The following is a 24,520-nucleotide window of genomic DNA, read 5'->3' on the forward strand; positions in this document are numbered from 1 at the left end:
AGGCTGTGACTAAAATCACAACCCCTGCTCGTTTCTTCTTTTAAACTGGTATCATTGACCCTAGAAGAAATGAGGAGAGAAGATGTCGATTTTACCTCAAAAAAATGAACTGGGATTTTACGAGATCCGTCTTGAATCCATCGGCGGGCTTGGTGCCAACTTAGCTGGAAAAATGTTGGCCGAAGCTGGAGTGACTGGCTCTGGTCTGAACGGTTCCAATTTTTCTAGCTATGGTTCGGAGAAAAAAGGTTCACCGGTAAAGAGTTTCGTAAGATTCTGTGATCCAGACGTGGAAATCCGCGATCACAGTCCCATTGAACAGCCGCATGTAGTCGGCGTATTTCATGAGGCATTATATAAAACAGTTGATGTAATAAGCGGATTAAGACCGGACGGAACGGTGCTTGTGAACACAGCGCGAGAACTATCCGAAGTCGCCGCAGATCTGAACATGACGCAAGGTACGGTGGCTGCGATCGATGCGCTGAGAATAGCTGTTGAGGAAAAAACGAAAGTCAATACAGCGATGCTTGGTGCCCTGTTCCGGATTTGCAGTTTCCTTAACCCGGACGATATGCGGCAGGTTATCCGTAAAACGTTTGAGAAAAAGCTGCCACATCTCGTGGAAGCTAATTTGCGTACTTTTGATAGAGGATATAATGAAGTCCAGTTTCTTTCTTTAGGAAATGGCACAGAGCTTATGGATGAGGCGGCCTTCGTAAGACCGCAGCCCATCCTCGGATATGAAACCCAGGAGCAGGGCGGAATACTGAAGGTTACAGCAAACAGCGTACTGAAGGATCTTAGCAGCTCAAGGCAAGGTTATTTGCCGGAATACAAGCAGGAAAACTGCATTAGCTGTGCCGCCTGCGATACGGTATGTCCGGATTTCTGCATCGTATGGGAACAGAAACCGGATAAACGCGGCAACCTGCAGATGTTTATGAAAGGGATCGATTATCAGTACTGCAAAGGCTGCCTAAAATGTGTGGAAGCTTGTCCAACGAGCGCTTTGTCCGCCATGTTGGAAGAGCCATATTATGCGAAGCAACACCGGGTGCCGCAATCATTCCCCTATATAACTGCGGAGGGAGTTAAATCATGAACATGCAAATGACAGAAATAACGGGGCAAAAGATGCCGGCCGCTCAAACTGCGGTCTTTGAATCAGGCAACGAAATGGCAGCTATGGCTGCTGCCCAGATCAACTATCATATCATGGGTTATTTTCCAATAACGCCGTCTACAGAAATCGCTCAATATCTTGATATGATGGGTACGCGAGGTGAACACGATATCAAGCTGATTCCAGCTGACGGTGAACACGGCTCTGCCGGGATCTGTTATGGTGCAGCTGCTGCCGGAGCACGGGTATTTAATGCCACTAGCGCGAATGGGTTCCTTTATATGATTGAACAGCTTCCTGTACAGGCAGGTACTCGATTCCCGATGGTGATGAACCTGGTAACGCGAGCGGTCAGCGGGCCACTGGATATCCGAGGGGACCATTCCGATCTTTATTACGGCCTGAACACCGGCTGGGTAATACTGACGGCGCGTTCGCCGCAAGCAGTATATGACCTTAATATCATGGCGCTGCGTATTGCTGAACATGAAGACGTACGTCTGCCGGTTATCGTGGCTTATGACGGATTTTTCACATCGCATCAGAAACGCCGGGTGCAGATATTTACGAACCGGGAAACCGTGCAGGAGTTTGTAGGGGAGCAGGCGCCAGCATTCCCGCATGTGCTGGACGAGAACAATCCGATCGTCGTTGGAGCTTATATGAACGGTGACGATCTGATCAACAACCACTATCAGCAGTCAAACGCGATGTACCGTGCGGGCGAGGTGTTCAAGGAAGTGGCGGAGGAGTATGCGGCATTGTCCGGAAGATCCTATGCGCCGCTAGATTTGTACCGCATGGAAGATGCGGAGGTAGCTTTGTTCCTGCTCAATTCGGCAGCAGAATCCTCTAAAGACGTCGTAGACCGGCTGCGTGAAAAAGGGATTAAAGCGGGCGTAATCAGCCCGAATATTATTCGTCCATTCCCGGCAAAAGAAATCCGCGACGCGCTGACAGATGTCAAAGCGCTGCTTGTGGGTGAACGTGCCGATTCTTATGGTGCGAATGGCGCTAATCTGACGCATGAGGTCAAATCGGCCTTGCAAGATTTACGCGGACCACAGCCGATTGTGCTTTCCCGCATATTTGGCCTTGGCGGGAAAGATTTTTACGCAGATGATGCGGAAGCTTTCTTTGCCTTAACGATCGAGGCAATGGAACTGGGCTATGCAAAGGTGCCGTTTGATTATTACGGCCAAACACCGGGAGATGAGGCGAAAAGACTGCAGCCGGTTATTGCGCCAATGAATGGCGACAGCTATAAATCCGGTCTAATCACCGTAAAGGTGGATGAAGCGACAAACAAGCTGGCTGTTAGAGTACCGCCGATGCGGGCGCTTGCCGCTAAACCGAAGCGGTTTGCTTCGGGTCATGGAGCCTGCCCGGGCTGTGGTATTTTCCCGGCACTGGAGCTCTTTTTCAAAGGGATTGAAGGCAATGTCGTTACTTTATTCCATACCGGCTGCGCTTATATCACCACAACAGGTTATCCGTATAACTCGCATAAACAGAGCTTCATTCATAACTTGTTCCAGAACGGGCCGGCTACATTATCCGGTACAGTAGAAGCGTTCCTGGAGAAGAAACGCCGGGGAGAAATTGAAGTTCCCGAGGATTTCACATTTGTCATGGTCACCGGGGACGGCGGCATGGACATTGGAATGGGTTCAGCAATCGGGACGGCGCTGCGGGGCCATAACCTGATCATTCTAGAATACGATAACGAAGGCTACATGAATACGGGAGCACAGCTTTCATATTCCACTCCTTTAGGACACATGACCAGTACGTCTGGCGTTGGCAAACAGCAACAGGGGAAACACTTCCATCACAAAGATACGGTGCAAATGATGGCAGCAGCGCATATCCCTTATGTATTTACTGGGACAGAAGCATTCCCTCAGGATCTTGTGAAAAAGGCGGCAAAAGCACAGTGGTACGCCCAGAATGTAGGTACCGTCTACGGCAAGCTGCTAATCACATGTCCGCTGAACTGGAAATCGAGCGACAAGGATGGAGAAAACATCGTCCGTGCGGCCGTCAATTCATGCTTCTTCCCGCTGTATGAAGTGGAGCAGGGAGAAACGAATATCACGTATGATCCTGACGCGAAGAAGAAACGCATTCCGCTCGCTGACTGGCTGAAATATATGGGCAAATCAAAACACCTGCTTAAGGATGAAAATAAAGAAATGCTTGGCGAATTTGAAAAAGAGGTGGAGCGTCGCTGGTCGATTCTGAAAGCGAAGCACGAGAATCCGCTGCTTTAATGGCCGGTAGAACATTCGCGGAGTACCAACGGTGAGTGGCTAAAGTGCTGGTTACAGCTGGGGCTAAATCACTGGCTAGGTATAGTAGGGGAGGTAGCTAGCTAGCTTTATTCCTAATCTGTGCCCTCTCTTTAAAAATGAGCCTGTACTAAAATCGCCTCAAGATGGTTACCTATCTTGAGGTGTTTTTTTTATAATATAGGAGGAATAACGGTAAAGATAGAGAACGACCGGATGTAGAGAAAGCAGTACTTTGAGGGCTTGTGCATTCATGTTAACATTTGGATAGTGAACTTAAACAGGAGAGGTATGAAGGCATCTATGAAACCAATTACAGAAGTTGCAGCAAAGCTAGGGCTGGATATGGATCAGCTTGAACTTTACGGAAAGTGGAAAGCAAAGTTATCCAAGGATGTATGGGAATCCATCTCACACCGCCCAGACGGAAAGCTTATTCTTGTGACTGCGATGAATCCAACGCCAGCAGGGGAGGGCAAGACGCTCACAACGATTGGACTCACACAAGGATTGAACCGAATTGGACGAAAAGCTGCTGCCGCACTGCGTGAGCCATCACTCGGACCATGCATGGGAATGAAAGGCGGAGCGACCGGCAGCGGAAAAGCACAGATTGTGCCGGCGGAGGACATTAATCTCCACTTTACAGGAGATATCCATGCAATTACAGCCGCCCATAATCTGCTCGCAGCACTCATCGATAACCATATTTTCCAAGGAAATGATCTCCGTCTTGACCCGGCTCGTATTGTCTGGAAACGGGCCCTTGATATGAATGATCGGCCGCTGCGTCAGATCGTCATTGGTATCGGTGATAACAACGGCACTGTGCGCGAAGATGGCTTCCTTATTTCGACGGCTTCGGAAGTAATGGCGGTGCTGTGTTTAGCTGAAGATATGGATGATTTAAGAGAGCGGCTGAGCAGGATCGTCGTGGCATACGATATGGACAAACGGCCAGTAACGGCGGGTGAGCTTCGGGCAGTAGACGCGATGTGTGCCCTGCTTAAAGATGCAATCCATCCAAACCTGGTACAGACAATTGAAGGCGACCCAGTGTTTGTTCACGGCGGGCCGTTTGCGAATATTGCCCACGGATGCAGCAGCATACGGGCTACTCGTCATGCTCTCAAGCTTGCGGATTACGTCGTGACTGAAGCAGGATTTGGTGCGGATCTGGGCGCGGAAAAATTCATGGACATTAAGTGTCGTATGGGGAATCTGCAACCTTCAGCTGCGGTCATTGTCGCGACTGTACGTGCGTTAAAATACAATGGTGGTGTGCCCAAGCAGGAACTCCTCACGGAGAATGCCGAGGCGATACATACCGGATTCAGTAACTTACGCCGCCATGTGGAGAACATGCGTACTTTCGGTGTACCGGTAATCGTTGCAATTAACCGCTTTGCGGCAGATACAGAGGCAGAGCTGGCGCAGGTTATGGATCTCTGTGCAGAGCTTGGTATGAAGGCGATTGTCTCCGATGCCTGGGAGCTTGGCGGGGAAGGCTGCCGCGAGTTGGCGCAGGAAGTGGCGGAGCTGGCTGACGGATCGGCAGCGGATACGTTCGAACTGCTTTATCCTGAGGACATGCCAATTACGGAGAAGATTGAGACGATCGTTACGCGAATTTACCGCGGAGCTGGAGTCAAATATCGTCCGGCTGCGAGGCGAGCATTGCAGGAATTGGAACGGCTAGGCGTGCATGACCTTCCTGTCTGCATGGCGAAGACACCATACTCGTTTACAGACCGTCCTGCCGTGCTTGGAGCGCCGGAACAGTTCACGATCGAGGTGCAGGATATCCGGTGGTCGGCCGGCGCAGGATTCGTTGTCGTTCTGACCGGGAAAGTAGTTACGATGCCGGGGCTGCCTGAAGAACCAGCAGCATGGCGCATAAGGCTGGATGAGGCGGGACATATCGAAGGTTTGTATTAATATATAGGCAGGGTTAGACAGCTGTCCTTCGTAAGTAACGATTTTGAATTTGAATAGATAATTTTGAATAAACGATTTTGGTAGACAGTTTAATGCTTTCTGCACACATTGGCATATAAAATGAGGTGTTTCATAGCAAAACGGGGAAGGATGAATGGAGTTGGGATAAGCCAAGATCCATTCATTTCTTCCCCTATTTTTTATAGCAACATATGACTTCAGTACACCCACGTTTATCTATTTGCAGTTTCTAACCATTCTTTTTTAAGTATCGCATACTGGAAGGTGTTTTCGTATTTAGGTGTTCCGTCTTCGTATTTGGTGAACGAAATGAATTCCAAGAAACAGCCCTCTTTTCGCATACCTAATCTCTCACATAACTTCTGGGATCTATAGTTGTCGTCTTCCACGTAGGCATACACTCTTCTCGCTCCTTGTTGTTCGAAGAGATACTGTAATAAGGCTTTCGCGCTTTCACTTGCATACCCTTTACCCTCGTATTTCTGATTAAAATTCCATCCCACATTATAGGTGTCAGGTTCTTCTTTCATAGTGAATAACTCCCCGATCAGATCGCCGCCATCCTTCAGGCAGACAGCAATATAGGAGTCATCTTCACTCTTTTTATTAGCATTAGAGATGGCTTCTTCCCATGTTGAAATTTTATCGCCAAGGAAACAATTCACTCTGGGATTGGATAAATACTCAAGCATGCTCTCCGCATCTTTTTCAGAGAAATTTCTTAATAATAGTCGGTCAGTTTCTATATTTTGCATAAAAAGGCTCCTTTTGAAGTTGAATATATCAATTATAATACTACTATTGATCCAATTGTGATGCCCGTACTATTTACCTCCTATGAGTGTGTTTTTATATGATTTTCGATAAGGGTAAATAACATGCGATCTTTAACATATTAATTCATTTTGACTGTCTTGGACTTACGGCATACTTGGTAATATTGGATGGAAAGCCTCTGTTACATTCCTGAAAAGAAGTAACATAAACCCCGCTTCTAGCGAAGGGGAGGTATATCGTTTATACTGATAAAACCAATTTAGTTCTTAGGAGATGTTTGACGAACCATGAACAAGAAAGAAGTCGCGCACATACGTAAGCAGTTTAAGATGGACCATGATTTACTGAATATTTACGATATTCTTAACGTGTACATTATGAAGGAAACAAACGAAGTATATCACTGGGAGCGGAATCCTTTTGAATTAGTCGAGCGAGAGAAACAGGAGCTGCACATGGGTAATTTTAAAAAACTGCTCACTGGTGAATTAGATCAGAAGTTGTTCGAACTTAAATTTCAAGAAGAAGCAGAGGAACCAGCGCAGGTGCTGTTACACCAAGCTTTAGTAACAGGTGATCCCGAAGAATGGCAGGACCTTATGCTCCTGCTCGTAGATAAAATGTTGGTCGATGCCAAATATGAACGGGATACCGTAATTACGTTCGTGCGTGGACAGTACTACTTGCCGACCAAAGCCAGAAATGAAGAAGCTGAGGAGAGCGGGAAAGACGAGGTGTTCGCACATCCGTTCATCCTATGCAGTGTGAATTCTACGGAGAAGCAGAAGAAAACACTCTTATTTGACTATGTGGAGAGAGAATATAAGTACAATGTGAATGTAGATCCGATTATCAAGCTCAGTTCGCCGGAGCAAGGGTTCTTTTATCCTAGCGTGACAGACAATTACTCCGATGTGAACCGTATTTTGTACTGTACGGGGAAATCGAACTTTCCAGATCCGCATTTCATCGAACAGGTCTTAACTGCCGAAAGGTCAGTGACGGCGCTGGAAGAGAGAGCGATCTTCGAGGACATCGTGAAGGAAGTAGCGGGTGAAGAACTTGATGCTTCTACCATCGCACAAGTATACGAAGAGATTCAGTATGTGATTGAAACGAACGAGGAAGAGGAAGAACCACCGAAGCTGGATTATAAAGATTTAGAACGTGTCCTGACGGTAAGCGGCGTAGAGGACGTAACACCGGAGAAAGTGGAGCGGGCATTTGAAACAATTATTGATGATAGGAACTATGAGCTGAAAGCGAGCAGCGTTATGCCGAAATATACCACAAAATCGATTAAAATCGATACCAAGGTAGCCACGATTTCGGTGAGCCCGCAGGATTTAAAGTATGTGAAACAGGTGAATTTCCAAGGGAAACGATGCATCATGATTGAGGTCGATGAAGATGTCGTGATCGAAGGATTCACGCTTAGTACGGAGACGTTGTAGATTAGTTTTTTATGTCAGATGTAAAGTTAACAGCATGAATAATTCCAAAGCGATGCTTTAAATAAATTTTTTAAAAATAAAACGGAGCTCCCTCACGAGGTTGCTCCGTTTTTTCGTCTATATTCTGAAGGGAATATTAAGGAGGAAGATTATGTTAGAATAAAAATCATCAAATCGCAATTATTTGGAGGTAATCTCTCTTGATCATTCAACTAGGTAATTTCGAAGTGAATTCTGGGCAACTGGTTGTTGCTGACCCTTGTTATGAACTAGATACCAATACCGTTATCATGGGTGTGTTAGAGCTTGCTGCGAATGGTACTTGGAACACGGAAGTAGAGAAGGTGGAAATTCCAGATTGGGGTGAAGCTAATGCTAAACTGACGGCTTATCATCAATCGGTTGCTGAACAGGGAACATTCTTGGAGTGGATCAAGTGTCCCTTTGTGGTTGGGGTGGATAGCGGACAGGCTGGGATTTTTGATAGTAACCATTACCGAATTCCTGATGTGGCTAATCACAGCGGTAATGCTGATACAGATAGCGAATGGTATTTAGCCTGTTGTGATATCACCGACAATGGGGAAGAAGCGGGTGTTCTGACGGGTGGCGTTGTATCTCGTACCGGTATGGGTGATGGTGCTTACGGTGTGTATAAAGCAGTTAATGGGCAGAGTCAGGTAGTTGGTGTGAAGATTGTGTTTATTAGGAATTAACTCTCTACTAATAAGACTAAATAAAAAACAAGCGCAAACGGCCATGGAAGGGTATCCTTGTATGGCCGTTTTATTAGGATACACGACAATAAGTGCAACCCATGACTGCCAATCTGTAGAAGGAAAAGATATCTATTTTAATGAAGGGCTAGAGAGGTGAAAATATGTACCAATATCATGGTTGGGCAGTCATATTAGAAAGTACTGGTGACGAGGTAAGTAATGAAAAAGAAATAAAGATTGTTGAAGCAATTAAAAAGTACATTGAAGATTTGCAGCTGAATGTAGATGTATTAGATATGAAGGCGGTAAATGGACAATATCATCTTTGGATGACGGGATTATGGAATCGTGAGCCTTCATTAAAATTTAGCCCTGTAGAAATAATGAAGGATATAGGGATTATTGCACCTGGCTCATATGGAATGCTCTATGTATTTAATGATGAGCATCCAAAACATTTTAATGAGTTTAGAGTATATGCTCTTGCAAGGGGGAACGTGGAAGAGAAAGGTGACCCATTTTTGTCACCACTAATACCCGTTGTAACTGATGACATTGAAGCAGCTGACACGGAGTAACACGAGAAACTGCAAGATGCCCTCCACCTCGTTATCATCAGACCCTAATAATATTTAGAATGGAAAACAGCTTACGAATCTTTTGAGTACGAGGTGTCATCCTTGGCTTGACTCTGCCAACTGAATAAAAAGCAAGCGCAAACGGCTATGAAAGGGGAATCCTTTTATGGCCGTTTAGTTAGGTATATATCATACTGAGAAATCGTGGTGCCACTATAATAAGCAGTATAGGGCTACTTAGCTCTTCAGAACTATTATTGAAATAAAAAGTCTGAATCTTTCAGAATCTCCTCTTCAATTCCATCAATATGAAGGACTCCGGAATCTTTCGCTGATTCCATATTATGGATAAAATATAGAATTAATGAAATGTTGGAGAGGATGCGGATGTCTAGAATACTTGTTCCGCCTGAGGTGCTGATCCGAGTTTCGGATGAAGCTGCAAGGGCTGCGGAAGAACTAGAAACGATCAAAAGCTTTTTGGACCAACAGATTAGGGGCTTGATGGCATCCTGGGATGGGACGGCAAGTGCCCGATTTTTCGTGGATTTTCAGCGAATCAACTTCGAAATGAATAAAACAATTGAACAACTTAGAATCATTAGCCAGGATTTGAAAAGCATTGCCCTCCGATTTATTCAGGCAGATGAAAGCATAGAACATTGGAATACAGCATCTGCTGCAAGCAACAACACCGAAGTAAACACGTTTCAGGATCATGCAGAGGATTTTTGGCAGGGGTTTCAGTCTGGAGCAAAGTCTATAGGGAGTTCGTTGATAGATACAGCTACATCTTTGGTTGAAGACCCACTTAGCACAGTGGGAGATATGGCCTATAATGCAACCATTGGAACCGCAGAAGAAATCATCGATACTGCGGTTTGGGGAGGCAAAATGATCTTCGATGCAGACACGCGGGAGAAGTTCGCCGAAGATGTTGAAGATTCGGGCGGTACATCCAACTATTTGGGACAACAGGCTGCCGTTTTTCTGGCTGGCTTGACCACGCGACGGATTGGCCTCAAGGCTCATCCTAATTTCAAGCATGATTCGGGTGGAGATGGAGGGAAGAGTACTGGGGGGATGATGGGTACTGGTGTTAGTCATGAAACCATTATTAACTCAGCAACACAGGCTAAAAAAGGTGGAGAGACTGTTGTAGGACATGCTCTTCAAAAACATGCAGGGAGAAATCCTGAAATTTGGGGTAAAGTTAAGGGTGGTTCAGACCAAATTAATCAGACAGCAAAGAAGCATTTGGAGGGAATTATTAATGCTCCGGGGGATTTTGTTAAAGTTACAAACGATAGGGGAATCACATTCCTAGAAAAGAAATTACCTGATGGTCGGGGAGTAAGACTAAATAAAGACGGAACATTTAAGGGCTTTATTGACCAATAGAGGGAGTGGTTCGTTTGGAAAACGTTGAAATTATACTAGAGGACTTCCGAAAAGATGAGTTAGATAAGTTAATTTCTGATGAACTTAATATTGACTTAGTGGAGGTGAAGTCCTCCCATTTCTTTGACAACAAAAGTGGAGCAGATATTGAATTTCATCAAATCAAAAGTTTCAAGGACGTACTTTCACCAATTGGAACGGGAAATGTTTTTCTGAAACAAATGGAAATAGGATGTAGTTTAAAAGATGTGCTGATAATATTTTCCTTTGATGAAGAAATTGGAGATATTACATTTAATTTTTCCGAGAATGAGCTATACGAGGGCAAGAGTTCAGATGTAAGGCTGAACGTCAAAAAAATATTAGAAACTCTAGTAGATCTAAAAGATAAATTCAATATTCCAAATATCAGGATCGGTTTTGAGCCTGCATCTGACGATGATACTTGCTTAGTGAAAATTGGTCAGGAAGTAGTTGATTTTGAGAGTGCCGTAGAACGTATTTTGAGCTAATACCCGAGACCTTGAAGGACATACACACCCTATTATGATTCTTTTATTGGTGGGGCTACCCAGTGCCGACTGAACCCATCATTCAACCTATAATGCATTTAGAGAAGTACTTGATATCCATATCATGATGATAAACTTTCAAAGGCTTATTCCAACTTATAATGAGTAAAGAATAAGCTTTTTTGCATTGTTAATAAAAAAATCAATGTCCACCCGATTTCAGCCTCTAAAAAAGTTTACAAAAGTTCACTAATTTATAAAATGGGTGGAAAATTTAATGTTATAATGGAAGTTGGTCTGCTGAACATGAACATGATACATAGGAGGGAGATGAAGTTGTATGGACCATATGATTTTCGAAGTTGGAACCGCTTTATTACTTATTGCGATCTTTTCACTGATTGCAGGTAAATTCAAGTTTTCAATCATACCCTTTTTAATTGTGTTAGGGATGATCGTTGGGCCGCACGCCCCGACACTAGGGTTGATTGATTTGACCTTCATTGAAAGTAATGAAGTGATCGCCTTTTTAGGTCGGATCGGGGTTCTGTTTTTATTATTTTATATAGGACTCGAGTTCTCCGTATCTAAATTAATTAAATCAGGCCGCAATATTGTGTTTGGTGGAACGGTCTATGTTCTGATCAATTTTATTATCGGTTTAGCTTATGGTTTCATGGTGAGCTTCCCGTTATATGAAACGTTAATTATTGCAGGGATGTTATCTGTATCCTCTACGGCCATTGTGGCAAAAGTACTCGTCGATTTCAGACGGACGGGTAACTCTGAGACAGAGCTTATCCTGGGTATGATTTTGTTTGATGATTTGTTCCTCGCTGTTTTCCTATCCGTGATGTCTGGTCTACTCCTAGGGGGAGCAACGTCTATTGGTGGTATTCTGCTATCTGTAGCACTCTCAATGGGGTATATGTTACTATTCTTCGTCATTGCAAGAAAAGGAACGCCTTTGCTAAATAAGCTGCTTAATATTACATCCAATGAAATATTCATTATCGTTGTATTCTCACTTTTGTTCTTTATCGCTGGTTTTTCCGAGACTCTGCATGTAGCAGAAGCGATCGGGGCTTTATTATTTGGGTTAGCTCTATCGGAAACAACCCACAGTAAGAGGATCGAACAGCTCGTGGTTCCGTTCCGAGATTTCTTTGGTGCCATCTTCTTCTTCAGCTTTGGTCTAAGTATTGACCCGTTAACACTGGGTGATGCGGCATGGATCGCCATTGGGGCTGTTGTGTTAACAATGATAGGGAATATTCTAGCAGGAATGATCGCTGGACGAAAAGCGGGACTATCTCATAAAGCTTCGACCAATATTGGTCTTACGGTGATGGCTCGGGGAGAGTTCACGATCATAGTAGCTAATTTAGGGATATCAGCTGGTTTGTTACCGATTTTAAAACCATTTTCGGCACTATATGTGTTAATATTGGCTATTCTTGGTCCACTACTAGCGAAAGAATCAAAACATATCTATAATGGCTTAAATAAACTGTTTAGATGGAACCAAGTAAAGGAAAAACCGAAAGAGGAAAAATGGAACGAATCCATCTGATCTTTTTAAATAATGGAGGTATATAAATATGGGAACTATAAGAGAATCTGATCTTCCTGGAATAGGAAAAAAGTATCAATTGGAAGCGAATTCAGGCAGTAAGATCGTGGTAGTCATCCATAATGATGGAAGAAGAGAACTCTATCATTTTTTAGATGAGGATCCAGATGAATGCATCTCTCAAGTAAGCTTGGATGATGAAGAGTCCAGACAGATTGCTTCGATTATTGGAGGCATGCAGTACAAACCGAAGGCACTTGATACGGTTCAAGTAACGCTTGATGAACTCGTCATTGAATGGTGCAAAATAGAGCCGCACTTTAAAAGCATTAATAAAACAATCGAAGAATTACATGTTAGAGCCCGCACGGGTGCAACGATCCTTGCTATTGTAGAGAAGGGAAAACAGAAGATTAATCCTGGCCCGCAAGATAGACTGATGCTCGGGATGACGCTTGTTGTAGCGGGAGAGAGAAAACAAATTAAGCAGCTGAATGATCTATTGTTAGAAGGGTAATGAAGGCTTGGTGGCACTGATATGAAAAGTCGATATACGCTAGTTAATATCGTCATAAATGAACGACAAAAGACGCTTAGGAATCAATCCCTAGAAGCGTCTTTATTTTGTATATTTTACTTTTTACCTTTAGACTATACCCACCCCGTAAACTCAAGTATAGACGCATTCGCGGATTGTGCTTCTGATTGCACCCCTTTACGCCACTGTTTAGGAGACTTCCCCATAAGTTTGGAAAAACAACGATTGAAGCTGGATATGGACTGAAATCCGACTTGCTCAGATATAGAAAGAATGGAATCATCCGTACGTTTTAACTGCTTGCAGGCTTCTTCAATCCGGGTACTGTTTAGAAAATCGAGAGGAGAGGTTCCCATCATTTCATGGAACTTTCTACGGAAATGAGTAGGGCTTAAATGGCATAAATCGGCTAGAAAATTGATAGTGATCGGTCTCATGTAATTTTTCGTGATATATTCCAGAACCGGTGAAATAACAAAATCACCTTTCACATTTTGCTCGGTTTCTTGATTTGCCAAGGGGAGACTCATGGAGTGAATTCTAAGAAGTTCGATATATAAAGATAATAGTAAGCCTAAGGCACTTTCCTGATAGTGAGTATTCTGCTGTTTCAGTTCTTCTACAACCGACGTCGCAAGGGTATAAATCTTCGGATGGTTCTCTTTGTTAAATATACAGTTCATTCCCTTTAGCATCTGCAGGTTGGGTTCGAAGTTATGGTATGCACCTTTAAATGAATACCTAAAGAGGTCTTCCGGCGAAAAAAAGAGATAGGACCAGCGACTGGCTGTATTTGGTGAACTATACGTCGTATGAGGGAGATACCTCGGAATGAAGGTTACATCGCCGGCTTGAAAAGGGATAGACTCTCCTTTGATCTCCATAAAGCCGCTGTCTGAATGACAGATTCCAATCTCCAAATGGTTATGAAAATGGAGATGCTCGCTTTTGATATCAGAAATCTTCCAGCGTTCACCGCTTAACAGCAAGATCGGGAAGTTGAGAGGCAAGCTGTAGTGACGGTATTCAATGACCGGTTTCTTTTTTCTGGGCATACTCCATACTCCCATTCCGTTGATTTGTGCCTAGTATAGGCTAACAATATTCCAATTTCAACCTTATATATGCTATAAAGGGTTGAAAATGCGTAGTTTTTATTTGAATATGCTTAGATATAGCCCAACAAAGCGGTTTACAATAGTTATATTAAAGCGCTTCCATTGGTGTCGGATCGCTCTCACTCACCACTTAAGATGTGTACGAACGAGAGGAGAATACAGATGCTTCAATTAAACTATGACAGAGAAGAGATCATAAGGATCATCGACAACGTCGTCAAAAAAACAATGGCAATGGATTTAACATGGGACTGGCCTTGCGGTGTGGCTTATTATGGGGTATCCAGAGCCTATCAAACAACAGGGAATAAAGAGTATCTGAATATGCTGATTCATTGGGCAGATGAATATATCGAGCTTGGCCTGCCGCATTGGACGGTAAACACATGTGCTATGGGGCATATGCCGATCACATTGTATGAAGAAACAGGGGATCAGAAATATTGGGATATTGTGATGAGCAAGGTAGATTATCTCCAGAACCATGCGCTCAGGTTTGGGGACAATGTTCTGCAGCATACGGTATCGGCGAATAATGATTTTCCAGAACAAGCTTGGGCGGATACTTTGTTTATGGCGGCATTTTTCCTGCTCCGTGTAGGAACCAAATTGAAAGATGAGGCAATGATCCAGGATGCCCTCAATCAATATTACTGGCATATCAAATACCTGCAAGATCCTAGCACGGGTTTTTGGTACCACGGCTATAACAATGTCAATCAGGATCATATGTCTGGATTTTTTTGGGGAAGAGCGAATGCTTGGGGAGCTTATACGATGTCACAAGTGAAGATACTTTTGAAAGACTGGTATTTGTATCCTCAGTGCATGGACGTGGAGTGTTCGCTTCGAGATCAACTTGCGGGGCTAAAGCTTGTCCAGACGGAGAACGGCTTGTGGCGGACCATACTTGATGATATGGAATCTTATGAAGAAGTGTCTGCCTCTTGCGGTATTGCAGCTGCAATGATTAATAACGGTAACCCGCTGCATACCAAATATGTGCAAAAAGCCTTGAATGGCATATTAAACCATATTACCGAAGACGGCCGAGTACTCGGTGTATCAGGCGGTACAGCGGTGATGAAAGACCGGGAAGGGTATCGTAATATTCCAAAAGACTGGATTCAGGGCTGGGGCCAAGGCCTCGCACTTTCTTTTCTATCCGATATGCTTACATAGGAGGAATTAATCTTGTCTAAAAAAACAACGGGATCCTTTACTCTGCCAGGAGAATCAGGTTATGAGACACTTACGCTACAGTTAGCGGAGCGGTGGGGCGCTGATGTGATCCGTGATAGTGACGGTACGAAATTATCCGATGAGATTATTAACGCAGGATACGGTATTTATTCGACGATTTGTATCATCAGAGATCATAACGAATGGGCAAGAAAGAATCTCGATAAGCTGCAGCAATGTTTTTTAATTACGGGTGCGAAGGTCGCTGTACAAGATTATATCTCGATTTATCTAATGGAAGATTTCTTTGACGAACAATTCCGAGTAAATGACTCCAAAGAAGCGCTGAAGTATTGGCAAGTGTATGACCGGACAACAGGGGAAGAAGTTCCTAGAGAACAATGGAATTATGAAAGAGAATCAGGAAATGTAGTCATCAGCGGAATTACCCCTTGGCATAAATACACAGTAAGCTTCATGGTCTACCGGATCTGGGAAGAGATCTCCATGTACAATCACACAACGAATCATTGGGACAAAGAGCATTTGATGCAGATCGATCCGATGTATGCGGATACGCAAAAGTATCTGCTGGAGTGGATGGAAGCTTGGTGCGAGCAGCATAAGGAGACAACCGTTGTTCGGTTCACCTCTTTATTTTATAATTTCGCCTGGATTTGGGGCAGTAATGAACGCAATCGCCATCTGTTCACAGACTGGGGGGCCTATGATTTTACGGTAAGTTCAAGAGCACTGGATCTTTTTGAAAAGAAATATGGATATTCGCTTACAGCCGAAGATTTTGTGAATGGCGGAAAATATCGCGTCAGTCATATCCTAGCGGAGCAGCGGAAGCTCGACTATATGGCATTTATCAATGATTTTGTCATTGATTTCGGGAAGCAATTAATTGATATTGTCCATAAGCATGATAAGCTTGCGTATGTTTTTTACGATGACAGCTGGGTGGGGATGGAACCGTACAATGATCGCTTTCAGGAATTTGGATTTGATGGAATGATTAAATGTGTATTCTCTGGTTATGAAGCAAGGCTTTGTTCCGGTGTGAAAGTAGATACGCATGAGATACGGCTGCATCCTTATCTTTTCCCGGTTGGTTTAGGCGGGCTTCCTACTTTTATGGAAGGCGGGGACCCAACGCTTGATGCCAAAAAGTATTGGATCAATATCCGGCGCGCTTTGCTGCGTGAGCCGATTGACCGGATTGGACTTGGCGGATATTTGCATCTGGTAGAGCCGTATCCCGATTTTTGCGATTACATTGAGAAGATTGCGAATGAATTCAGAGAGATTAAAGAGCTGCACGATAAAGGAAAACCGTATCATATCAAGACAAAAGTAGCGGTTCTGCATAGCTGGGGCAAGCTGAGAGCCTGGACATTGTCTGGACATTTCCACGAAACCTATATGCATGATTTGATTCATATTAATGAAGCTCTATCGGGACTGCCGATTGAAGTTCAGTTCATTGATTTTGAAGATATCCGTCAGGGCGTATTGCAAAATTGTGATGTAGTCATTAATGCGGGATCTGCCGGTTCAGCGTGGAGCGGTGGAGGGAACTGGCATGACCACAAGTGTGTGGACTTACTGACGAAATGGGTGTATGAGGGCGGTACTTTTATTGGAGTTAATCAGCCATCGGCAGTAGAAGGGCACGATACCTTTTTCAGAATGTCACACGTTCTCGGTCTGGATGAGGATACCGGCGCAAGGGTGGCTCATGGAAAATGGACTTTTGAAGCTTCGGACGAGCATGGCTTCGTACCTGAAGGAGCAAGTATAGCACCAAAGAATAACATTTATCTCACGGACGGATCAGCTGCAGTCGTGGGTGAAGTGAGTGGAATGGTAACTCTGTCTACGCATACCTTTGGAAAAGGGAAAGGGATTTACCTTCCTTCCTTTGAATTCAGTTTGGAAAATACAAGATTACTGCTGAACATCATTCGTTATGCCGGAGATGAGTTACATGAGACGAAATATATTACGGATAATTTATATACAGAATGTACTTATTACCCAGAGAGTAAGATATTAGTTGTGATTAATAACAGTGATGAGGTTCAGAGGACAACGATTGATACGGAATATGGAAAACAAACCATGGAGCTTGAGCCGTATGACACGATTATTAGAACGATTGGTGAATTAGTGATTAAATAAACCGATGAAAAGTGATCGGATAGGAATACACGTTGATTAATCCAAAGTCTATCTATAAGGGATGTGCTTCACATTCAAGTAAAGCCTTATAGGTAGACTTTTATTATGTAGGTGATTCTCCTCCTGTTGCCAGCTATCTTCACAGATTTTTTTGCAATATCTATTTTATAGATGATGATTTCTTCTTATCGCTAAAACAGAACGTAAACTTAGACAAGCCATTTGAATAGACAAAGAGGGTAAACCGATCTAGTGCCAGCAATTAACAAAGTTAATAAGATGCGATGTACTTTGTTTTGTATTAATGAGGTAGTAATGAGAGTGAGCAAGTGTAGTGATCTTTTTGGTTATTAGGTATATAATTATAAAAAATATATGTAAAAATATACTTAAATGGTTTTAATTTTAAAATGTAGAGAAGGGAAATGTTTATGAAGAATAGAGCGGCCTACGTTATAATTGCATTGATTCCGTTTCTGATGATAACCGGAATTTTGTGGATGCGGAATCTATCCGAAAAAGGAATTCAAATCATGCCGTATTCGATTGCTTTTTGTGTTATGCTTACCGTTTTATTTTTCTCCTTGATGTATTTGTTACGAAGAAAAGTTTGATGTTGGAGATTATTAGAGCTGTAAAAAAAGGTGAAATAATAAAAGAGAAATCAGGTAGGGCGGAGAGAAGGCGGATGAGCTCCATGCAGGCCTTTGAAAAGGATTTACAGGTTTAAGAACTCCATTGTTGCGAGACAAGTATTTGGACAAACTATTTTCAGCTCTACTATGCTATTAAATCGGATAAGGACATGTTGGTACGAATTAGGTACTGTCATGTCCTTTTATCATTTTGATGAAATAATACGAATGATGCTCTCTCATATACTGGAAGACTACTTCATTTGGAATAAAGAGTGATATTTTTTCTTGAGAGGGAATATCTATAACTAGTAATAAATTTAATAGTGAGGTGCTATATGAATTCTGTCTATATTACAAGTTTAGGTAAGTTCCTTCCAGGCTCTCCCGTTAGCAATGATGAAATTGAAGATTATCTTGGCAAAATAGGAGGTAAGACATCCAAGACCAAGCGGATTATTCTGGAGAAGAATCAAATTCGTTATCGCTACTATGCGATGAATAAGGAACAAAAGAGTATATATTCCAACACAGAAATGGCTTCCTTGGCTATTCGTGATGCACTCAATCGGAATGGGAATGTGGAAGAACATCAGATTGGATTCCTAGCGGCCGGTACAACAAGAGCTGACTTACTCCTCCCTGGATTTGCAAGTATGGTACATGCCGAGACTGAATTACCTGTTATGGAAATTTCATCGCATACGGGGTTATGTGCCAGTGGAATGCACGCCCTCAAGAATGCTTATTTACATATAAAATCGGGTGAGAATACAGTAGCAATCTCATGTGCCAGTGAGTTTCTGAGCCGGGAATTTAAACATACAAAGTTTGAAGCACAAAAGAATTATGCGAACGGTCGAGTACCATTTGATACGGATTTCTTAAGATTTATGCTGTCAGATGGTGCAGGTGCAGCGGTACTGCAAAATGCTCCTTCCCAGGAAGGTCAGTCGCTGCGAATTGAATGGATAGACAACAAGTCTTATGCGAATCAATACGATGTTTGTATGTATTCAGGAATGGATAAAGAGAGCGGTATCTCTTCCTGGCTTGATTATCCATCTATTCATGAAGCGGCAGATCAAGGAGCCCTTAATCTGAAGCAAGATGTGAGGCTTGTTAATGAAATTACAAAGGTGGGAACGAATCAAATCCTGGAGCTGATAGAGGAAGGTAAGATTAATCCCGAAGCAATTGACTGGATGGTCTGCCATTATTCATCTCATTTTTTCAAAGAGGAAATATTTCGGTTGTTTGAGCTGGGTGGAGTGAACATCCCTGAAGAGAAGTGGTTTACGAATTTATATACGAAAGGTAATACCGGATCGGCTTCAATCTATATTATGCTTGAGGAATTGCTGAATTCGGGTCGTTTAACAGAGGGAGAGCAGGTGCTGTGCGTCGTTCCCGAAAGTGGGAGATTTCAAAGCTGTATTATGATGCTGACCGTTATGGGATCTCCATTGGAAATGAACGATTACAGAAACTAAACGATGGCATGAAGTAAAGGGATAGAATTTACAAAAAGAAAAGAAGGTAAAGGGAAAAGGATAGATGAACAGGAGTAAAACCTGTATTCATCTATCCTTTTTTGCTCAGTGATAACCTTGTTTATTACAATGCTATTTATTGACCTAGTAATAGGTTAGGTTATATTAAATGTTAAATAAGGGAAATACATAAAAATTTTCAAAAAAATAAGCCAAATTACCTTCCCGTCTATCTAATAGATGTAAAACAAAAACGAAAGGAGGAAATGCGATGAAACATGAACGTTTAGTAAAGAAAGCGCAAAAAGGAAACGATAAAGCCTTTTTACTTCTTTTTCAGCAGTATGAAGCAGATATTTATCGAATGGCCTATGTTTATGTGAAAAATAAAGAAGATGCACTAGATCTTGTTCAAGAAGTGGCCTATCAGTCGTTTAAGAATATCAGTACTTTGAAAAAACCAGAGTATTTTAAGACTTGGCTCATGAAAATTACAATCAATTATGCACTGAGCTTAATCAATAGAAATAAAAAAGTGATCCCGTTACATGCAGACTTTGAAGTGCCTGCTGGGACAGAAGATGAAGATATTGCACTTACGATATCTTTAAATAAGCTGATTGATACGTTGAAAGAGGATGAGAAGAGTGTCATTTTACTAAAGTATTACGATGATCGCACACTAAAGGAAATTTCAGAGATATTAGATATTCCGCTTGGAACCGCAAAGTCTGTTCTTTACCGCGCTCTAGGTACGCTTCGTCAACAATTAAAGGAGGAGGCAGGTATTTATGGGTCATCATATTAAGCAAGAGTTATCTAATATCGAAATCCCTGTGGAGCTTCATGAAAGAAGTAAATTGGGTGTTCGTAAGGCAAAATCTGAAATGGGCAGTATACGGAAGCGTTCTTCTAAAAAAAGATGGGTGATCGCTGGTATTGCTGCTTGCTTAGTGATCCCAACCAGTGCATTTGCTTATCAAGCATTGCTAGTAGATGATATCTATGGTTCCTTTGAGAATCTGAAAAAACATGGGATTCATATTACAATGGAAGGTTACTTATTAGCTAATGCAAAATTAAATCAAGCAAAAGGTAACCTAGGAAAAGAAGAATTCAAACAATTTAAAGATGCATTACACGTAATTACAAATGCAAAAATTGAATATGGCGATAAAAATGGAAACATCGATTATTCTCAAGTACCTGCAGAACAATTAGAGAAAATGAAAGTATTATTGAGCGAAATTCAACCCTACTTTGACAAAATAAACGGACTGCCCTCAAGTAAAGAGGTGCTAACAGCAGAAGAATACGAACAGTACATGCAAACTTTAATCACTTATGAAACGATTCAGGCAAAACTAGGGCTCTCTAGTATTAAAGAAATCAATGCAGTTCCTGCAGAATTCAGAGAGGAATTCAGGAAAGCTCGAGACTACTTAACTTATGTATACGAAAAACAAGCTGGAAATTGATGATCCTAGCCTTCTTTTCGGAACTCTGCTTGTAAAGTTTTTATATCAAGACTGAGAATTTATCATCAAGCCAATGCCCATCACTAATCTCCTTTGTGTGGCTGCAGCAGCAGCCTTTTTTCTTCGTGTAGAGCATTAAATTCAGGACATGGAATAGCTAACAAAAAAACAAAGTACACCACATATAAAGTGTGATGCACTCTGTTATCTTTTCTATTATTTCCTCTATCTAGTTAAACCCAAAGATGTAACTTTAGGAGGTACTCTCCATTGCTCTCATCGACTCAGCAACCTTCACCATCATGGAGCATTCCACCCGCTTACGGAAGACGTCACAGCTAAAGTCATAAGTGCCGTTGATCGAACCTGTTGCATGCAGAGCATTGGCAGGACAGCCGCCGCTGCAATAAAGTTTCGCCCAGCAATATTTGCATTCTGGTTTTGAGTAGCAGTTGCTCTCTTTGAACTGACACTGCAGATCTGTCCGTGTGATGCCATCCCACAGATTGCCCATGCTGTACTCTTCATCTCCGACGAACTGGTGACAAGGGAAAAGCTCGCCCCATGGCGTTACCGCAAGATATTCCGTTCCCGAACCGCATCCCGTAATTCTTTTCTGGATACAAGGTCCTTCGGAGAGGTCCAGCATGTAATGATAGAAGGTGAAGCCTTCGCCTTGTTCATCACGGTTGATCATTTCTTTAGCGAGAATTTCATACTGGTTATAAATTTCCGGGAGATCTTTTTCGGTTAGTGCATAAGGCTCCCGGGGATCACAGATAACCGGCTCCATCGAGATTTTATCAAAACCAAGGTCTGCGATATGAAAAATATCATTTGTGAAATCCACATTGTTCCCCGTGTAGGTTCCCCGCACATAGTATTCTTGGTCTCCGCGCTTTTGAACGAATTCCTGAAACTTCGGCACAATATGGTCATAACTGCCTTTTCCATTCACCGTTGTACGCAGCCGGTCATGAACTTCTTTTCTTCCGTCCAGACTGAGTACAACGTTGTACATTTCCTGATTTAAAAATTCGGTAACTTCATCGTTCAGCAGCATGCCGTTTGTCGTAAAGGTGAAGCGGAATTTTTTCTTATATTCTTTTTCTTTGCTTCTGGCATAAGCGACAATCTGTTTAACGACTTTCCAGGCCATAAGCGGTTCGCCGCCGAAAAAGTCTATGTCTAGGTTCCGGTGATGACCTGAATTCTCTAGAAGGAAATCAATCGCTTTTTGCCCAACCTCATAACTCATGATTGCCCGGTTGCCATTATATTTCCCTTGACTCGCGAAGCAATAATCGCATGATAGATTACACGTATGTGCGACATTGAGGCATAGCGCTTTCACATATGTTTTTCGATTTTTTAAATCCATGGAGAGATTCTCATACGGATCGCTTGTAAAGAGCTGTCCTGAATCTTTGAGTTCCTCAACAGCGGCGATTGTATCCCGGATGTCTTCCTCTGTAATATCCGCATCCTGTTTATATTCTTCAAGCATTAACCTCAGAATTTCTTCTGGAGGTGTCTGCTCATATAGCTCAATAATTTTATATGCCAGGTCATCAACAACATGCACCGAACCGCTGTAGGTATCGAGCACGATATTGTATCCGTTCAGTTGATATTGATGAATCATTCTTAGTATCCAAGCTCCTTACTTGTTCATTGGGTTTTCACAACGCTGGTTAGCAACCCCGCAAGAAGTCTTGCAAGCGGATTGGCAAGAGGTTTGGCAAGCGCCGCATCCGCCGTATTTTTCAGTATCCATTAGTCTGCGAGTACTTAGTGTTACAATTCTTTTCATCATGATAACTCCCTTGTCTTAGATTCATTCAAAAGTAACAAAATGATATGTACTTCAGTGAATTATGGTATCTATAACGAAGGGGAGAGATCAATCAAATAAATCACACCTAGAAATCATTAGTATGGAAGCTTCCTGAGAAGATGAGCCGGTCCGTTGGGATCGGCTTTTTGGCATGGTGCCCCCCGGAAGTCAGGGTTCTAACTCGTCTTGCATACCGCTATGTAGGGAGTCTTACCTGGTTAACTATCTGAGGGAGGTTTAATTAAATAGAAGAATTGATGGGAAAATTGGCGCTCTTTTTAAACATTATGATTACGCATCTAAGAACAGAGGGAGGGGTGAACGTCATAGACACAGAACAAAAAGAACTAAATTACGATGACATTCAAGGAATCGTTTTACAAGAACGGCCAACCCCTTATGTAGGAACTTATGTACTGTTATCCATCGACCACCTGCAGGATGGGAAAGCGATGCTGCAGCGGCTTCTCGATGAAGTAACATCAGCTGGAGAGTGGAGTAAACCTCACGAAGGTGCTTGGGTCAATGTTGGTTTTACTTTTCGCGGGCTGCAGAAGCTAGGGGTTCCTCAGGATTCGTTAAACAGTTTCGACAAAGAGTTCCGGGAGGGCATGGCTGCCCGGGCCGCAAAGCTAGGCGATGTGAACGAAAGCAGCCCGGAACACTGGGAAGACCCGCTCGGTACTGACAAAGTTGACGTGGCGCTTGCTCTGTTTGCGTCTACTGAGGAAGCGCTCCATCAGGCAGAAGAAGCAGCTCATCGAATTCATAGCGACTTACGGGGTATATCGGTTATTTACAGGCTTGAGGTCGGTATGAATCCTGACGGTCGTACGCACCTTGGCTTCATGGATGGAATTAGCAACCCGAGAATCCAAGGAAATCATATACCGAATGCGGTGGGACAGGAAGATGAGATTAAAGCCGGTGAATTCCTGTTCGGATATGTAAACGAATCCGGTACCGTAACCAAGGGCCCGGAACCGGTAGAACTGGGTCATAACGGTTGTTACCTCAGTCTTCGTAAACTCCATATGAGAGTTGCGGCTTTTCGCCGTTATTTGCGGGAGCATGCCGATCATCGGGATGATGAAGAACTTTTGGCTGCAAAAATGGTGGGTAGATGGCCAAGTGGTGCCCCTTTAAGTCTGGCCCCGGAAACGGATGATCCAGCACTCGGGGAAGATATCCACCGCAGAAATGCATTTACGTATGCGGATGATCCGAAAGGTTTCAAATGTCCGGTAAGCTCGCATATTCGGCGTGCTTTTCCACGGGACAGTTTGCAAGATTTTGTAGTTAATGTGAACATTCATCGGCTGCTTCGGCGGTCGACAATGTATGGTCCTGTACTGCCCGAAGGGGTCATGGAGGATGACGGACAGGATAGAGGAATTATTTTTGCAGGAATATGTAGCTCATTGTCTCGGCAGTTCGAATTTATCAAAACGGATTGGTTAAATGGAGGCAATTTCGCCGGCATATCAACCGAAAAAGACCCGATTACCGGAAAAAATGAAGGGGAAGGGATATTTACGATTCCAGACAAGCCTATTCGTCACCGAGTAAAGGAACTTCCCAGTTTCTCCATTACTAAGGGCGGCGAGTACTTTTTCATTCCCAGTATGACGGCAATACGGTGGATGGTGGAGCTGGATTAAC

Annotated in this window: 20 protein-coding genes; 16 read left to right on the forward strand and 4 right to left on the reverse strand. The window is 43.0% G+C overall.

Translation table 11 applies throughout. From position 1 onward, the window contains the following. Positions 1 to 82 precede the first annotated feature (82 nt). The 3 genes from QPK24_RS03385 to QPK24_RS03395 all read left to right on the forward strand — a co-directional run bounded on the left by QPK24_RS03385 (position 83) and on the right by QPK24_RS03395 (position 5,355). A complete protein-coding gene (locus QPK24_RS03385) occupies positions 83 to 1,105 on the forward strand; it encodes a 2-oxoacid:acceptor oxidoreductase family protein (protein WP_285746164.1) in 1,023 nt (340 codons plus the stop codon). Continuing rightward, positions 1,102 to 3,399 carry a thiamine pyrophosphate-dependent enzyme gene (locus QPK24_RS03390; protein ID WP_285746166.1) on the forward strand — a complete coding sequence of 766 codons (2,298 nt, stop codon included), beginning with the start codon at positions 1,102 to 1,104 and terminating at the stop codon, positions 3,397 to 3,399. The genes QPK24_RS03385 and QPK24_RS03390 overlap by 4 nt, the downstream gene beginning before the upstream one ends. A gap of 321 nt (positions 3,400 to 3,720) precedes the next feature. After that, positions 3,721 to 5,355: a formate--tetrahydrofolate ligase gene (locus tag QPK24_RS03395; protein WP_285746168.1), complete on the forward strand. Its 1,635-nt coding sequence runs from the start codon at positions 3,721 to 3,723 to the stop codon at positions 5,353 to 5,355. Between the two features lie 233 nt (positions 5,356 to 5,588). On the opposite strand, the gene QPK24_RS03400 is transcribed toward QPK24_RS03395, so the two are convergent. Continuing rightward, the gene (locus QPK24_RS03400) at positions 5,589 to 6,131 is read right to left on the reverse strand and encodes a GNAT family N-acetyltransferase (protein WP_285746170.1); all 543 of its coding nucleotides are present in this window, start codon (positions 6,129 to 6,131) and stop codon (positions 5,589 to 5,591) included. Between the two features lie 309 nt (positions 6,132 to 6,440). Between QPK24_RS03400 and QPK24_RS03405 the strand changes: the two genes are divergently transcribed. The 7 genes from QPK24_RS03405 (at position 6,441) to QPK24_RS03435 (ending at position 12,907) form a co-directional block, all read left to right on the forward strand. Then, the gene (locus QPK24_RS03405) at positions 6,441 to 7,607 is read left to right on the forward strand and encodes a DUF4317 domain-containing protein (protein WP_213535433.1); all 1,167 of its coding nucleotides are present in this window, start codon (positions 6,441 to 6,443) and stop codon (positions 7,605 to 7,607) included. 200 nt (positions 7,608 to 7,807) lie between these two features. Further along, positions 7,808 to 8,323, forward strand: coding sequence for a DUF4241 domain-containing protein (locus tag QPK24_RS03410; protein ID WP_285746173.1), 516 nt, complete (start codon positions 7,808 to 7,810; stop codon positions 8,321 to 8,323). Positions 8,324 to 8,487: 164 nt separating this feature from the next. After that, entirely contained in the window at positions 8,488 to 8,904 is a 417-nt protein-coding gene (locus tag QPK24_RS03415; protein WP_285746175.1) for an Imm7 family immunity protein, read from the forward strand. A 387-nt stretch (positions 8,905 to 9,291) separates the two neighbouring features. Continuing rightward, a complete protein-coding gene (locus tag QPK24_RS03420; RefSeq protein ID WP_285746177.1) occupies positions 9,292 to 10,305 on the forward strand; it encodes a WXG100 family type VII secretion target in 1,014 nt (337 codons plus the stop codon). 5 nt (positions 10,306 to 10,310) lie between these two features. Then, positions 10,311 to 10,817, forward strand: a complete 507-nt coding sequence (locus QPK24_RS03425; RefSeq protein WP_285746178.1) for a hypothetical protein — start codon at positions 10,311 to 10,313, stop codon at positions 10,815 to 10,817. Between the two features lie 340 nt (positions 10,818 to 11,157). Beyond that, positions 11,158 to 12,390, forward strand: a complete 1,233-nt coding sequence (locus QPK24_RS03430; RefSeq protein ID WP_285746181.1) for a cation:proton antiporter — start codon at positions 11,158 to 11,160, stop codon at positions 12,388 to 12,390. A 28-nt stretch (positions 12,391 to 12,418) separates the two neighbouring features. Continuing rightward, positions 12,419 to 12,907, forward strand: a complete 489-nt coding sequence (locus QPK24_RS03435; RefSeq protein WP_285746183.1) for a cation:proton antiporter regulatory subunit — start codon at positions 12,419 to 12,421, stop codon at positions 12,905 to 12,907. Positions 12,908 to 13,041: 134 nt separating this feature from the next. On the opposite strand, the gene QPK24_RS03440 is transcribed toward QPK24_RS03435, so the two are convergent. Beyond that, entirely contained in the window at positions 13,042 to 13,983 is a 942-nt protein-coding gene (locus QPK24_RS03440) for a helix-turn-helix domain-containing protein (protein ID WP_285746185.1), read from the reverse strand. Between the two features lie 225 nt (positions 13,984 to 14,208). On the opposite strand from QPK24_RS03440, the gene QPK24_RS03445 reads away from it, so the two are divergent. From QPK24_RS03445 to QPK24_RS03465, 5 genes are all read left to right on the forward strand, one after another. Beyond that, the gene (locus QPK24_RS03445; protein ID WP_285746187.1) at positions 14,209 to 15,228 is read left to right on the forward strand and encodes a glycoside hydrolase family 88/105 protein; all 1,020 of its coding nucleotides are present in this window, start codon (positions 14,209 to 14,211) and stop codon (positions 15,226 to 15,228) included. Between the two features lie 12 nt (positions 15,229 to 15,240). Further along, a complete protein-coding gene (gene gnpA, locus QPK24_RS03450; protein ID WP_285746189.1) occupies positions 15,241 to 17,415 on the forward strand; it encodes a 1,3-beta-galactosyl-N-acetylhexosamine phosphorylase in 2,175 nt (724 codons plus the stop codon). A gap of 973 nt (positions 17,416 to 18,388) precedes the next feature. Beyond that, positions 18,389 to 19,543, forward strand: a complete 1,155-nt coding sequence (locus tag QPK24_RS03455; protein ID WP_285746190.1) for a beta-ketoacyl-ACP synthase III — start codon at positions 18,389 to 18,391, stop codon at positions 19,541 to 19,543. A 271-nt stretch (positions 19,544 to 19,814) separates the two neighbouring features. Next, positions 19,815 to 20,351 (forward strand): sigma-70 family RNA polymerase sigma factor, encoded by a 537-nt coding sequence (locus QPK24_RS03460; RefSeq protein WP_285746192.1) that lies wholly within the window; start codon positions 19,815 to 19,817, stop codon positions 20,349 to 20,351. Then, positions 20,335 to 21,021 carry a DUF3600 domain-containing protein gene (locus QPK24_RS03465; protein ID WP_285746194.1) on the forward strand — a complete coding sequence of 229 codons (687 nt, stop codon included), beginning with the start codon at positions 20,335 to 20,337 and terminating at the stop codon, positions 21,019 to 21,021. Before QPK24_RS03460 ends, QPK24_RS03465 begins: the two co-directional genes overlap by 17 nt. A gap of 253 nt (positions 21,022 to 21,274) precedes the next feature. Here QPK24_RS03465 and scfB read toward each other — a convergent pair whose 3' ends face one another. Together scfB and scfA are read right to left on the reverse strand one after the other, a co-directional pair. Beyond that, a complete protein-coding gene (gene scfB, locus QPK24_RS03470; RefSeq protein WP_285746196.1) occupies positions 21,275 to 22,666 on the reverse strand; it encodes a thioether cross-link-forming SCIFF peptide maturase in 1,392 nt (463 codons plus the stop codon). 18 nt (positions 22,667 to 22,684) lie between these two features. Next, positions 22,685 to 22,834, reverse strand: coding sequence for a six-cysteine ranthipeptide SCIFF (gene scfA / locus QPK24_RS03475; RefSeq protein ID WP_160033811.1), 150 nt, complete (start codon positions 22,832 to 22,834; stop codon positions 22,685 to 22,687). Positions 22,835 to 23,175: 341 nt separating this feature from the next. On the opposite strand from scfA, the gene QPK24_RS03480 reads away from it, so the two are divergent. Further along, on the forward strand, positions 23,176 to 24,519 hold the full coding sequence (locus QPK24_RS03480) for a Dyp-type peroxidase (RefSeq protein WP_285746198.1): 1,344 nt from the start codon (positions 23,176 to 23,178) through the stop codon (positions 24,517 to 24,519). The last annotated feature ends 1 nt before the right edge of the window (position 24,520 follow it).

The sequence above is a fragment of the Paenibacillus polygoni genome (assembly GCF_030263935.1).
Lineage (GTDB): Bacteria > Bacillota > Bacilli > Paenibacillales > Paenibacillaceae > Paenibacillus > Paenibacillus polygoni.

What these genes read in the sequence shown, in the direction of transcription:
- QPK24_RS03385 (WP_285746164.1), top strand. Translation starts at nt 83, where the DNA reads ATGTCGATTTTACCTCAAAAAAATGAACTGGGATTTTACGAGATCCGT.
- QPK24_RS03390 (WP_285746166.1), top strand. Translation starts at nt 1,102, where the DNA reads ATGAACATGCAAATGACAGAAATAACGGGGCAAAAGATGCCGGCCGCT.
- QPK24_RS03395 (WP_285746168.1), top strand. Translation starts at nt 3,721, where the DNA reads ATGAAACCAATTACAGAAGTTGCAGCAAAGCTAGGGCTGGATATGGAT.
- QPK24_RS03400 (WP_285746170.1), bottom strand. Translation starts at nt 6,131, where the DNA reads ATGCAAAATATAGAAACTGACCGACTATTATTAAGAAATTTCTCTGAA.
- QPK24_RS03405 (WP_213535433.1), top strand. Translation starts at nt 6,441, where the DNA reads ATGAACAAGAAAGAAGTCGCGCACATACGTAAGCAGTTTAAGATGGAC.
- QPK24_RS03415 (WP_285746175.1), top strand. Translation starts at nt 8,488, where the DNA reads ATGTACCAATATCATGGTTGGGCAGTCATATTAGAAAGTACTGGTGAC.
- QPK24_RS03420 (WP_285746177.1), top strand. Translation starts at nt 9,292, where the DNA reads ATGTCTAGAATACTTGTTCCGCCTGAGGTGCTGATCCGAGTTTCGGAT.
- QPK24_RS03430 (WP_285746181.1), top strand. Translation starts at nt 11,158, where the DNA reads ATGGACCATATGATTTTCGAAGTTGGAACCGCTTTATTACTTATTGCG.
- QPK24_RS03435 (WP_285746183.1), top strand. Translation starts at nt 12,419, where the DNA reads ATGGGAACTATAAGAGAATCTGATCTTCCTGGAATAGGAAAAAAGTAT.
- QPK24_RS03440 (WP_285746185.1), bottom strand. Translation starts at nt 13,983, where the DNA reads ATGCCCAGAAAAAAGAAACCGGTCATTGAATACCGTCACTACAGCTTG.
- QPK24_RS03445 (WP_285746187.1), top strand. Translation starts at nt 14,209, where the DNA reads ATGCTTCAATTAAACTATGACAGAGAAGAGATCATAAGGATCATCGAC.
- QPK24_RS03455 (WP_285746190.1), top strand. Translation starts at nt 18,389, where the DNA reads ATGAATTCTGTCTATATTACAAGTTTAGGTAAGTTCCTTCCAGGCTCT.
- QPK24_RS03460 (WP_285746192.1), top strand. Translation starts at nt 19,815, where the DNA reads ATGAAACATGAACGTTTAGTAAAGAAAGCGCAAAAAGGAAACGATAAA.
- QPK24_RS03465 (WP_285746194.1), top strand. Translation starts at nt 20,335, where the DNA reads ATGGGTCATCATATTAAGCAAGAGTTATCTAATATCGAAATCCCTGTG.
- scfB (WP_285746196.1), bottom strand. Translation starts at nt 22,666, where the DNA reads ATGATTCATCAATATCAACTGAACGGATACAATATCGTGCTCGATACC.
- scfA (WP_160033811.1), bottom strand. Translation starts at nt 22,834, where the DNA reads ATGAAAAGAATTGTAACACTAAGTACTCGCAGACTAATGGATACTGAA.